Raw genomic sequence first — 11,461 nt, 5'->3', positions numbered from 1 at the left:
ATGTCAGCGGAACATCCGCTTCGCATCCATCAGCTCTTCCGACAGCACCGGACTGCTCGCCGACAACCGCAGATGCCTGAACGCCGGCAACGCCGCCAGCGGCCGTTCCCACTCGTTGCTATCGCACAGCACCCGGGCGATCTGGACGATGTCGATGTAGTCCACTTTGGCGGATTCCCGGTCCAGGTTCTGCACCTCTCCCGGTAACCCGGCCAGTTGCTCGGGGAACTCCCAGACGCTGAGGATCTTGTCGCCCAGCACCGGTTGGATCTGCTCGATCACATGGTTCAGGCAAACCGGGTCCGACAGCAGTTCGTTGTGCTCCTCGGCATAGGTCAGGATCGGCAGCACGCCGATCTGATGGACCAGCCCCGCGAGGGCGGCCTGATCGGGCTTCAGCTCGGTGAAGCGTTGGCACAGTTCATAGCTTATCCCCGCAACCTCAAGGCTTTTCGCCCAGATTTCCCGCATTTTTTGCTCGATCACTTCCGAGCGGGCATGGAAGATCTGCTCGATCACCAGGCCAATCGCGAGGTTGCAGCTGTAGTTGACCCCCAGTCGGGTGATCGCGGTCTGCAGGTCGGTGACTTCAGTAATAGCGCGCAGCAGCGGGCTGTTGACCACTTTGATCAGGCGAGCGGCGAGGGCGGCGTCGCTGCCGATCACCTTGCTCAGGGTGCTGACACTGATCTCGCTGTCTTCCGCCGCTTCGCGGATGCTCAAGGCAACCTCGGGCAGGGTCGGCAAGACCAGATCGTCATTGTCGATGGCGGCCAGTAACTGCGTTTGGACCATCTCGGCCAGCGTGTTCATCGTGATTCTCTCCCGCGTTCAGGGATGGCCCCGTCGGTATGCGCGGTGGGGCGTGGCGGGTTCAGCGCTGGATCTCGCGGTCGCGGTCCAGTTCGTAAGGTAACGGCAGCAGGCTCAGGCGTGGACCTTCGAGACTGCCCAGGTGCAAGTTGTCGTCTTCGACGGCGTCGGCCGTCAGCACCGCGAGCAGTTCGCCGCGGGCGGCAATCACCACTTCACCGACGGATGAACCGTGGGTCGGCGAGAAAATTTCGCTGCCGGGGGCCGGCATCTCGCCCTCGCTCAGGGCCAGCCGGTACAGGCGGCGCTTGAGCTTGCCGAGGTATTGCATGCGGGCGACGATTTCCTGGCCGGTGTAGCAGCCTTTCTTGAAGCTGACGCCACCCACCGCCTGCAGGTTGATCATCTGTGGAATGAACAACTCGCGGGTCTGTTCCATGACCTGTCCGATACCGGCGCGGATTTGTCCGAGCAGCCAGTCGTCCAGCTCGCCTTCCGACAGATGGTCGCTCACTTTCGCACGCACCGAGTCGGCCTGGGCGGCAGGCACCCACAGTTCGACACGGTCAGGAGAAACATTGATCGCGATCAGACTGTCATGGCGCACGGTGGCGCCAGCCTGATCCGGCACTTCCAGGCCCAGGGAGGCGAGGGCAGCTTCACCGTGGCTCAGGCCGAAACGGACCCAGGCAGCGCTTTCGTCGGTGAGCTTGGCCTTGGAGAACACGGCGTACTTCTTCAGGTCGGCCAGTTGCGGCTCCAGCAGCTCGCGGGTCATGGCCAGAAGGAAGCCATCGCCTTCGGGAAGGATGCGGAAGCTCGATTGCATCCGGCCTTTCTGCATGCAGCGCGAGCCGAGGCTGGAGGTGTTTTCGCTGAGATAACCGATATGGCAGGTCAGTTGACCTTGAAGGAACTTGCCAGCGTCCGAACCGCGTACAGCGAGGACGCCTTCATGGGAGAGGGTGCAGAAAAAAGCGGAGTCGGCCATGGTTCATCGCAGGTGAAATAAGACTGGGGGCCATCATAGAGTGCCATTGGCAAAATAGGTAGCGGACCTAGACCAATGCCGTGTGCCCTTGTGGGGTCCGGTCTGTATACTGGCCGCCTATTCGAGGAGGGCCCCATGGTCGAACAAACTGAACTCAATCGACTGTTCTGGCACAGCCGCCGCGGCATGCTGGAACTGGACGTACTGCTGGTACCTTTCACCCAGGAGGTTTACTCGACCCTGAGCGAGACGGATCGCGAGCTGTATGTTCGTCTGCTGAGCTGTGAAGACCAGGACATGTTCGGCTGGTTCATGGAACGCTCCGAGTCCGAAGACCCGGAACTGCAACGCATGGTTCGCATCATCCTGGACCGTGTCCAGCCCAAGTAACAGTTTCGAGTGCCGCTGGCAGGGCTCGAAGCTACTGCTGGCGGCTTATCTCGCCTGTCTCGCGCTGGCCATCACGGCGCTTGCGCTCCTGGCGATCCCGCCACTGCTTGCCTTCGCGGGCCTGGCCCTTTGCCTGGGGCATGCCTTCTGGGTCATTCCCCGCCAGATCCTCCTTTCCCACCCCGACGCCATCACCCGACTGCGCCGCGATGCCCATGGCTGGCAGCTATGGAGTGCCGTTCGTGGCTGGCACGCGGTGCAATTGCGCCGCGACAGCATGGCGCTGCCGGGGTTGGTGATCCTGCGTTTCCGCAGGCCCGGGCAATTCTTCGCCCGCAGCCAGTGCATCGGTCATGACGCGCTGGAGCCGGTGCAGCACCGGCGCCTGCGCTTGCGGCTGAAGTTCAGTCGGAAAAGGTGGGCGGCTGCAGAATAGTGTCCCTGGCATCCGGCAGCAGGTTCGGATAGTCCAGGGTGTAATGCAGGCCGCGGGACTCCTTGCGCTGCATGGCTGACTTGATCATCAGCTCGGCAACCTGGGCCAGGTTGCGCAGCTCGATCAGGTCGCGGCTGACTTTGTAGTTGCTGTAGAACTCGTCGATTTCATCCAGCAGCAGGCGCACGCGGTGCTCGGCCCGTTGCAGGCGCTTGTTGGTGCGCACGATGCCGACGTAGTCCCACATGAACCGCCGCAACTCGTCCCAGTTGTGCGCGATGATCACGTCCTCGTCCGAGTCGGTCACCTGGCTGGCGTCCCAGCAGGGCAGGGCGTTGGGCATGCCGACCTGTTCCAGTTGCGCGACGATGTCGGCAGCCGCCGAACGACCATAGACGAAACACTCCAGCAGCGAGTTGCTGGCCATGCGGTTGGCGCCGTGCAGGCCGGTGAAACTGGTTTCGCCGATGGCGTAGAGGCCCGGCACATCGGTGCGACCGTCCTGGTCGATCATCACGCCGCCACAGGTGTAGTGGGCGGCCGGGACCACCGGGATCGCCTGGCGGGTAATGTCGATGCCGAAGGTCAGGCAGCGTTCGTAGACGGTCGGGAAGTGGCTTTTGACGAAATCGGCGGGCTTGTGGCTGATGTCCAGATAGACGCAGTCCACGCCCAGTCGCTTCATTTCATGGTCGATGGCGCGGGCGACGATATCCCGTGGCGCCAGTTCGGCGCGCGGGTCGAAGCGGGGCATGAAGCGTTCGCCGTTGGGCAGCTTGAGCAATCCGCCTTCGCCACGCAGGGCCTCGGTGATCAGGAAACTTTTGGCCTGCGGGTGATACAGGCAGGTCGGGTGGAACTGGTTGAATTCCAGGTTGGCCACCCGGCAACCGGCGCGCCAGGCCATGGCGATGCCGTCGCCACAGGCGCCGTCCGGGTTGCTGGTATAGAGGTAGACCTTGGCTGCGCCGCCGGTGGCCAGCACCGTGAAGCGAGCGCCGAAGGTGTCGACCTCGCCGGTCGCGCGATTGAGCACGTAGGCGCCGAGGCAGCGTTCGCCGTCCAGGCCGAGGCGGCGTTCGGTGATCAGGTCCACCGCTACGCGCTGCTCCAGCAGTTCGATATTCGGCCGCTGCCGGGCCTGGTCCAGCAAGGTTTTGAAGATTGCCGCCCCCGTGGCATCGGCGGCATGGATGATGCGCCGGTGGCTGTGACCGCCTTCGCGGGTCAGGTGGAACTCGAAACCACCGTCGTCGACGCTGGCATGTTCATCGCGGGTGAAGGGCACGCCCTGGTCGATCAGCCACTGGATCGACTCGCGGCTGTGCTCGACGGTGAAGCGCACCGCGTCTTCGTGGCACAGGCCGCCGCCGGCATTGAGGGTGTCTTCGACGTGGGATTGCACGGTGTCGGTATCGTCCAGCACCGCGGCGACGCCGCCCTGCGCCCAAAAGGTCGAGCCGTTGGCGAGATCGCCCTTGCTCAGTACCGCGATGCGCAGATGGGAGGGCAGGTTCAGTGCCAGGCTCAGGCCCGCGGCACCGCTGCCGATCACGAGGACGTCATGTTGTAATTGTTGGCTCATGTCTGGATTTTCCGCGCGGGGCGACCACGAAGGACACTGGTATAAGGACGGTGGTATCGGCACAATGGTCAAGCGTTTATGGCATTGTGAAACTATCGTGAATCTGGGTGGGGTGCCTTTATAGCAGCCTCAATGCCCTGATTTCCATGTCACTGACGCGCTTCTGGCAGCCACGCGTGGAACTTTACTGGAAACGTACCTATCCATAGAGGGTTGCCTGTACGCCAGCAGCCGCAGCGGCAGGAGGCGACGGTCGTTTTGATCGTTGCCCATGTATAGAAGACTGATTTATTGACGCAGCCGGCAGCGACCGCGCTGCGTTTTTCGTGCGAGCCGATCAAGGGCCGCCGGAAACTTGTCTGGAGGGGGAGAACTTTTGCAAAAAGCCCGAGTCTATGGTTGCAAGCCTGAACGATGGCCAATGCAGCACCCCTCCAGGTTCACCGAGGAGTGTTCATGCTAACCCAGGAAGAGGATCAGCAGCTTGTCGAGCGCGTGCAGCGCGGCGACAGGCGAGCGTTCGATCTGTTGGTGCTGAAGTATCAGCACAAGATTCTCGGGTTGATCGTGCGATTCGTGCACGACACCCATGAGGCCCAGGATGTAGCGCAGGAAGCGTTCATCAAGGCCTACCGTGCTCTTGGCAATTTTCGTGGTGACAGCGCTTTCTATACCTGGCTGTACCGCATTGCGATCAACACGGCGAAAAACTATCTGGTGTCCCGCGGTCGGCGGCCACCGGACAGCGATGTCAGTTCCGAGGATGCAGAGTTTTACGATGGCGATCATGGCCTCAAGGACCTCGAATCCCCAGAACGGGCGCTGTTGCGGGATGAGATCGAAGGCACCGTCCATCGAACCATCCAGCAACTGCCAGAAGATTTGCGTACGGCGTTAACTTTACGTGAATTCGATGGTCTGAGTTACGAGGACATTGCGAGCGTCATGCAGTGTCCGGTGGGTACCGTGCGCTCTCGTATTTTCCGCGCTCGGGAGGCCATAGACAAAGCCCTGCAGCCGTTGTTGCAGGAAACCTGAGACAGCGGCGACAGCCAAGAGAGGAACCGCCATGAGTCGTGAAGCTTTGCAGGAATCGCTGTCCGCGGTGATGGATAACGAAGCGGACGAACTGGAATTACGTCGGGTATTGAGTGCCATGGACGATTCCGACACCCGAGCCACCTGGTCGCGTTACCAGGTCGCCCGTGCAGCGATGCACAAGGAACTGCTGCTGCCGAAACTGGATATCGCCTCCGCGGTCTCCGCCGCGCTGGCCGATGAAGCTACGCCGGCCAAGGTTGCTCGCGGCCCATGGCGTACTGTTGGTCGCCTGGCGGTAGCCGCCTCGGTGACACTGGCAGTGCTGGTCGGTGTACGCCTGTACAACCAGGACGAAATCACGGGTGCCCAACTGGCTGCCCAGCAACCGGTTCAACAAGGCCTGGTTGCACCACAGGTCCAGGGTCCGGCGGTTCTGGCAGGCTATAGTGAAAGTGCTGAACAGCCTACAGGGCCGATGGCCAATGGCGTGCTGCAAGGCCAAAGCGGCTGGCAAGACCAGCGTCTGCCAGGCTATATGCGCCAACACGCTCAGGAAGCAGCAGTGAAGGGTACTGAAAGCGCACTGCCTTACGCTCGTGCCGCCAGCCTGGATAATCGCTAGGAACACCAAGGAGGATCATGCGCGCGCTACCTCTCATACCGCTCTTGCTCAGCGGCTGTCTGACGCTGCCGGCCTTGGCCGCCAACTCGTCGACAGATGCCGCTGACTGGCTCAACCGTCTGGCCAAGGCCGAGCAAGAGCAAAGTTATCAGGGCACTTTCGTTTACGAGCGCAATGGTAGTTTCTCCACCCACGATATCTGGCATCGGGTCCAGGACGGTAAAGTCAGCGAGCGGCTGTTGCAGCTCGATGGTCCGGCCCAGGAAGTCGTGCGTGTCGATGGGCAGACCCAATGCGTGAGCGGGGCCCTGGTTCCGGGTGTGGGCAATGCGACGCAGTCGTCGGCGCGAGTCCTCGATCCTCTGAAACTGATGAACTGGTACGACTTGAGCGTCGCGGGTCAATCCCGCGTCGCCGGGCGCGATGTGGTGATTCTTACCCTGCGCCCGCGTGACCAGCATCGTTATGCATTCGAGTTGTACCTGGATCGTAAAACAGCGCTCCCGCTGAAGTCCCTGTTGATCAACGACAAGGAGCAACTGCTGGAGCGCTTCCAGTTCACCAGCCTGGAGACCAGGGTCCCCAGCGACGGTGAGCTCAAGTCCAGTGCCAATTGCCAGCAGGTTGCCCCGGCGTCAGGTCAGGTCAATGAGGCAGTGGTGGGCTGGCGTTCGGATTGGCTGCCGCCCGGTTTCGAGCTGGTCAACAGCAGTGTGCGCAAGGACCCGGACGGCAAGCACAGTATCAGCAGCATGATGTATGACGATGGTCTGGCGCGGTTTTCGGTGTTCCTCGAGACGATCGACAGTGGTGCCGGCTCTGACGCTCGCACCCAGTTGGGCCCGACTGCCGCTGTCTCGCGTCAACTGACCACGCCAAAGGGCGAAATGATGGTCACGGTCGTGGGAGAAATCCCGATTGGCACCGCTGAGCGTGTGGCGTTGTCGATGCGCCTGCAGGACGCTCAAGCCAGCCAGTGATAAACCCTGGAGTTGTTTTAGTACATGGATGACAAGGATGAAAAGCATGTCCCAGAGCCGCTGACATGATTGGTAAGCCTTCAAGTTTGCAAAAACATCCAGATTTTTCTATAGGTCAGCCCCTTCGGGGTCTGGCCTTTCCTGCTGTTGCAGCATCAAGAATGCCAATGTTTCTGGCCTGGTCGCAGCCCTTGGGTTTGTCACCAGGCCTTTTTCGTTGGCAGGTCCCTACTGCTTAACCACGCTCGTTGTGACGGGAGCCGTATGTCAATACCACGCTTGAAATCCTATCTATCGCTGTTTGCGGCCGTGCTGATGCTCGGCCAGATGGCTGCTGCCCAGGCTGAAGCCCTGCCGGACTTCACCACCCTGGTCGAGCAGGCTTCGCCGGCCGTCGTTAACATCAGTACCAAGCAGAAACTGCCGGATCGCCGCGTCGCTGCCGGTCAGATGCCGGACCTCGAAGGCCTGCCACCGATGTTCCGTGAGTTCTTCGAGCGCAGCATTCCGCAGCAACCTCGCGGTGGTGATCGCCAGCGTGAAGCGCAGTCGCTGGGTTCGGGTTTCATCATTTCCGATGATGGCTACGTGCTGACCAACAACCACGTGGTCGCCGATGCCGACGAAATCATCGTCCGCCTGTCCGACCGCAGTGAGCTGCAAGCCAAGCTGGTCGGCACCGACCCGCGCACCGACGTGGCGCTGCTCAAGGTCGAAGGCAAGAACCTGCCGACCGTGAAGCTGGGCGACTCGTCCAAGCTGAAAGTGGGTGAGTGGGTACTGGCGATCGGCTCGCCGTTCGGTTTCGACCATTCGGTGACCAAAGGTATCGTCAGCGCCAAGGGCCGTACCCTGCCGAACGACACCTATGTGCCGTTCATCCAGACCGACGTGGCGATCAACCCGGGTAACTCCGGTGGCCCGCTGTTCAACATGAATGGCGAAGTCGTGGGTATCAACTCGCAGATCTTCACCCGTTCCGGCGGCTTCATGGGCCTGTCGTTCGCGATCCCGATCGATGTGGCAATCGACGTTTCCAATCAGTTGAAGAAAGACGGCAAGGTCAGCCGTGGCTGGCTGGGCGTAGTGATCCAGGAAGTCAACAAGGACCTCGCTGAATCCTTCGGTCTGGACAAGCCGGCCGGTGCCCTGGTAGCCCAGGTGCTGGAAAACGGTCCGGCCGCCAAAGGTGGTCTGCAGGTGGGGGACGTGATCCTCAACCTGAACGGCCAGCCGATCGTCATGTCCGCCGACCTGCCGCACCTGGTGGGTGGTCTGAAAGACGGTGCCAAGGCCAAGCTGGAAATCATCCGCAACGGCAAGCGCCAGAACCTCGACGTGACCATCGGCGCGCTGCCGGATGACGATCAGGAAGTCAGCGCCAGTGCTGGCGGCGGGCTCGAGCGCAACAGCAACCGCCTGGGCGTTACGGTCTCCGACCTGACCGCCGAGCAGAAAAAGTCCCTGGAACTCAATGGTGGCGTCGTCATCAAGGAAGTCCAGGACGGTCCGGCGGCCTTGATTGGCCTGCGTCCAGGTGACGTCATCAGCCACCTGAACAACCAGGCGATCGCTTCGGCCAAGGAGTTCACCGAAATCGCCAAGGAACTGCCGAAGAACCGTTCGGTGTCCATGCGCGTACTGCGTCAGGGTCGTGCCAGCTTCATCACCTTCAAGCTGGCTGAATAAGCCGGTCTGACCAGAAAGGGCAGCCTCGGGGCTGCCCTTTTTTGTGCCTGCCACTTGATGAAATCGGCAGTGTCGGGCGTTTGCCCGGCGAATGGAATCTCCCACAACCCATCGGCATCAGGTACAATTCCCGGCTATTTTTCGGCGGGCGTCCGGCCTGCAGCCTTTTTGAGTGTTGATCCGTGAGTGATTTGAGTCATATCCGCAATTTCTCCATCATCGCCCACATTGACCATGGCAAGTCGACGCTGGCCGACCGCTTCATCCAGATGTGCGGTGGCCTCAGTGCCCGCGAGATGGAAGCGCAGGTTCTCGACTCCATGGACCTCGAGCGCGAGCGCGGGATCACCATCAAGGCCCACAGCGTCACCCTGCATTACAAAGCCAATGACGGCGTTACCTACCAGCTGAACTTCATTGACACCCCCGGCCACGTTGACTTCACCTATGAAGTCAGCCGTTCGCTGGCGGCCTGTGAAGGTGCGCTGCTGGTGGTCGACGCGGGTCAAGGCGTGGAGGCCCAGTCGGTCGCCAACTGTTACACCGCCATCGAGCAGGGCCTGGAAGTCATGCCGGTCCTGAACAAGATGGACCTGCCCCAGGCTGACCCGGACCGCGTCAAGGACGAAATCGAGAAGATCATCGGCATCGATGCCACCGACGCCGTTGCCTGCTCGGCCAAGAGCGGCATGGGCGTCGATGAAGTGCTGGAGCGTCTGGTACAGACCATTCCAGCACCGACCGGCGACATCGAAGCACCGCTTCAGGCGCTGATCATCGACTCCTGGTTCGACAACTACCTGGGCGTCGTCTCCCTGGTGCGCGTGCGTCATGGCCGCGTGAAGAAGGGCGACAAGATCCTGGTCAAGTCCACCGGCAAGATCCACCTGGTGGACAGCGTCGGTGTCTTCACCCCGAAACACACTGCCACCGCCGACCTCAAGGCAGGTGAAGTGGGCTTCATCATTGCCAGCATCAAGGACATTCACGGCGCGCCAGTGGGCGACACCCTGACCTTGAGCTCGACTCCTGATGTCGATGTGCTGCCAGGTTTCAAACGTATTCAGCCGCAGGTTTATGCCGGCTTGTTCCCGGTCAGTTCCGACGATTTCGAAGATTTTCGTGATGCGTTGCAGAAACTGACCCTGAACGACTCCTCGCTGCAGTACCTGCCGGAAAGCTCCGACGCCTTGGGCTTCGGCTTCCGTTGCGGCTTCCTCGGCATGCTGCACATGGAGATCATCCAGGAGCGCCTGGAGCGCGAATACAACCTGGACCTGATCACCACCGCGCCGAGCGTGATCTTCGAGGTCAAGCTCAAGACCGGCGAAACCATTCACGTCGACAACCCGTCCAAGCTGCCGGACGTGTCGTCGGTCGAGGATTTCCGCGAGCCGATCGTCGCCGCGACCATCCTCGTGCCCCAGGAGCACCTGGGCAACGTCATCACCCTGTGCATCGAGAAGCGTGGCGTTCAACGCGACATGCAGTTCCTCGGTTCGCAGGTACAGGTACGCTACGACCTGCCGATGAACGAAGTGGTGCTGGACTTCTTTGATCGCCTGAAGTCCACCAGCCGCGGCTACGCCTCGCTGGACTACCATTTCGATCGCTACCAGTCGGCCAACCTGGTCAAGCTCGACGTGCTGATCAACGGCGACAAGGTCGACGCCCTGGCACTGATCGTGCACCGTGACAACGCGCACTACAAAGGTCGCGCGTTGACCGAGAAGATGAAGGAGCTGATCCCTCGGCAGATGTTCGACGTGGCAATCCAGGCCGCCATTGGCGGGCAGATTGTGGCGCGGACCACGGTCAAGGCACTCAGAAAGAACGTACTGGCCAAATGTTACGGTGGCGACGTGAGCCGTAAGCGCAAGCTGCTCGAGAAACAGAAGGCCGGTAAGAAACGCATGAAACAGGTCGGCAACGTGGAAATCCCACAGGAAGCCTTCCTCGCCGTGCTCAGGTTGGATAGTTAGGTCCTATGTCACTAAATTTCCCGCTGTTGCTCGTCATCGCTGTCGCTGTGTGTGGGCTGCTGGCCCTGATCGATCTGCTGTTCCTGGCACCTCGCCGGCGTGCGGCGATCGCCAACTATCAGGGCAGCGTCACCCAGCCCGAGATGGCGGTGGTCGAGCAGTTGAACAAGGAACCGTTGCTGGTCGAGTACGGCAAATCGTTCTTCCCGGTGCTGTTCATCGTGCTGGTGCTGCGCTCGTTCCTGGTTGAACCGTTCCAGATCCCGTCGGGCTCGATGAAGCCGACCCTGGAAGTGGGCGATTTCATCCTGGTGAACAAGTTCTCCTATGGCATCCGCCTGCCGGTGATCGACAAGAAGGTCATCGAGGTGGGCGATCCACAGCGTGGCGATGTGATGGTGTTCCGCTACCCAAGCGACCCGAACGTCAACTACATCAAGCGTGTGGTGGGTCTGCCGGGCGACCAGGTGCGCTACACCAGCGACAAGCGCCTGTACGTCAACGGCGAGCTTATCGCCGAGCAACTGGTTGGCGCCGAGCCGGGCACTTTGGGCAGCGCCGAGCTGTACAAGGAAAAACTCGGTGAGGCCGAGCACCTGATCCGCAAGGAGATGAGTCGCTACCGCATGCCGCCGGACCAGCAGTGGGTGGTGCCCGCCGGGCACTATTTCATGATGGGCGACAACCGCGACAACTCCAACGACAGCCGCTACTGGGATGATCCTTCGATTCCCAAGGAACTGCTGGGCATGGTCCCGGACCAGAACATCGTCGGCAAGGCCTTTGCCGTCTGGATGAGCTGGCCGGAACCGAAACTGAGCCACTTCCCGAGTCTGTCGCGGGTAGGGCTGATCAAGTAGCACCTTCACGGCGCTGTCCTTCGGGACGGCGCCGAGTGCTTTTCTGGCATAGGCTGTATCGAGGGACTGCGC

Annotated in this window: 11 protein-coding genes; 8 read left to right on the top strand and 3 right to left on the bottom strand. The window is 61.1% G+C overall.

Going from position 1 to position 11,461, the window contains the following annotated elements:
• Positions 1–3: 3 nt before the first annotated feature.
• Complete coding sequence (locus NTD88_RS13765; RefSeq protein ID WP_095154832.1) at positions 4–813, bottom strand: HDOD domain-containing protein; 810 nt, start codon at positions 811–813, stop codon at positions 4–6.
• Between the two features lie 61 nt (positions 814–874).
• Positions 875–1,804: a YgfZ/GcvT domain-containing protein gene (locus NTD88_RS13760; RefSeq protein WP_262154408.1), complete on the bottom strand. Its 930-nt coding sequence runs from the start codon at positions 1,802–1,804 to the stop codon at positions 875–877.
• 135 nt (positions 1,805–1,939) lie between these two features.
• Between NTD88_RS13760 and NTD88_RS13755 the strand changes: the two genes are divergently transcribed.
• Both NTD88_RS13755 and NTD88_RS13750 read left to right on the top strand, forming a co-directional pair.
• Entirely contained in the window at positions 1,940–2,194 is a 255-nt protein-coding gene (locus NTD88_RS13755) for a succinate dehydrogenase assembly factor 2 (protein WP_095154834.1), read from the top strand.
• Positions 2,178–2,630 carry a protein YgfX gene (locus NTD88_RS13750; protein ID WP_262154407.1) on the top strand — a complete coding sequence of 151 codons (453 nt, stop codon included), beginning with the start codon at positions 2,178–2,180 and terminating at the stop codon, positions 2,628–2,630. Before NTD88_RS13755 ends, NTD88_RS13750 begins: the two co-directional genes overlap by 17 nt.
• Here NTD88_RS13750 and nadB read toward each other — a convergent pair.
• A complete protein-coding gene (gene nadB, locus NTD88_RS13745; RefSeq protein WP_095154836.1) occupies positions 2,599–4,215 on the bottom strand; it encodes an L-aspartate oxidase in 1,617 nt (538 codons plus the stop codon). The two genes, NTD88_RS13750 and nadB, sit on opposite strands and share 32 nt — an antisense overlap.
• A 456-nt stretch (positions 4,216–4,671) precedes the next feature.
• Here nadB and rpoE point away from each other — a divergent pair, with 456 nt between their 5' ends.
• The 6 genes from rpoE to lepB all read left to right on the top strand — a co-directional run bounded on the left by rpoE (position 4,672) and on the right by lepB (position 11,389).
• Positions 4,672–5,253 (top strand): RNA polymerase sigma factor RpoE, encoded by a 582-nt coding sequence (rpoE, locus tag NTD88_RS13740; RefSeq protein WP_010220971.1) that lies wholly within the window; start codon positions 4,672–4,674, stop codon positions 5,251–5,253.
• 31 nt (positions 5,254–5,284) lie between these two features.
• Complete coding sequence (locus NTD88_RS13735) at positions 5,285–5,878, top strand: sigma-E factor negative regulatory protein (protein ID WP_262154406.1); 594 nt, start codon at positions 5,285–5,287, stop codon at positions 5,876–5,878.
• A gap of 17 nt (positions 5,879–5,895) precedes the next feature.
• The gene (locus NTD88_RS13730; protein WP_175652257.1) at positions 5,896–6,858 is read left to right on the top strand and encodes a MucB/RseB C-terminal domain-containing protein; all 963 of its coding nucleotides are present in this window, start codon (positions 5,896–5,898) and stop codon (positions 6,856–6,858) included.
• Between the two features lie 315 nt (positions 6,859–7,173).
• Complete coding sequence (locus NTD88_RS13725; RefSeq protein ID WP_262154419.1) at positions 7,174–8,547, top strand: DegQ family serine endoprotease; 1,374 nt, start codon at positions 7,174–7,176, stop codon at positions 8,545–8,547.
• Positions 8,548–8,729: 182 nt separating this feature from the next.
• Positions 8,730–10,529, top strand: a complete 1,800-nt coding sequence (gene lepA / locus NTD88_RS13720; protein WP_095154840.1) for a translation elongation factor 4 — start codon at positions 8,730–8,732, stop codon at positions 10,527–10,529.
• 5 nt (positions 10,530–10,534) lie between these two features.
• Positions 10,535–11,389 (top strand): signal peptidase I, encoded by an 855-nt coding sequence (gene lepB, locus NTD88_RS13715; RefSeq protein ID WP_095154841.1) that lies wholly within the window; start codon positions 10,535–10,537, stop codon positions 11,387–11,389.
• Positions 11,390–11,461: the final 72 nt, after the last annotated feature.

It is taken from the genome of Pseudomonas sp. 20P_3.2_Bac5 (genome assembly GCF_025466035.1).
GTDB lineage: Bacteria > Pseudomonadota > Gammaproteobacteria > Pseudomonadales > Pseudomonadaceae > Aquipseudomonas.
Note: the sequence above shows the minus strand (reverse complement) of the source record. Positions and strands in the feature narration are given on the sequence as shown.

Excerpts from the sequence above, each read along its gene's own strand:
- NTD88_RS13725 (WP_262154419.1), top strand. The coding sequence starts at position 7,174 with ATGCTCGGCCAGATGGCTGCTGCCCAGGCTGAAGCCCTGCCGGACTTC.
- lepB (WP_095154841.1), top strand. The coding sequence starts at position 10,535 with ATGTCACTAAATTTCCCGCTGTTGCTCGTCATCGCTGTCGCTGTGTGT.
- NTD88_RS13755 (WP_095154834.1), top strand. The coding sequence starts at position 1,940 with ATGGTCGAACAAACTGAACTCAATCGACTGTTCTGGCACAGCCGCCGC.
- nadB (WP_095154836.1), bottom strand. The coding sequence starts at position 4,215 with ATGAGCCAACAATTACAACATGACGTCCTCGTGATCGGCAGCGGTGCC.
- NTD88_RS13730 (WP_175652257.1), top strand. The coding sequence starts at position 5,896 with ATGCGCGCGCTACCTCTCATACCGCTCTTGCTCAGCGGCTGTCTGACG.
- NTD88_RS13760 (WP_262154408.1), bottom strand. The coding sequence starts at position 1,804 with ATGGCCGACTCCGCTTTTTTCTGCACCCTCTCCCATGAAGGCGTCCTC.
- NTD88_RS13765 (WP_095154832.1), bottom strand. The coding sequence starts at position 813 with ATGAACACGCTGGCCGAGATGGTCCAAACGCAGTTACTGGCCGCCATC.
- NTD88_RS13735 (WP_262154406.1), top strand. The coding sequence starts at position 5,285 with ATGAGTCGTGAAGCTTTGCAGGAATCGCTGTCCGCGGTGATGGATAAC.
- rpoE (WP_010220971.1), top strand. The coding sequence starts at position 4,672 with ATGCTAACCCAGGAAGAGGATCAGCAGCTTGTCGAGCGCGTGCAGCGC.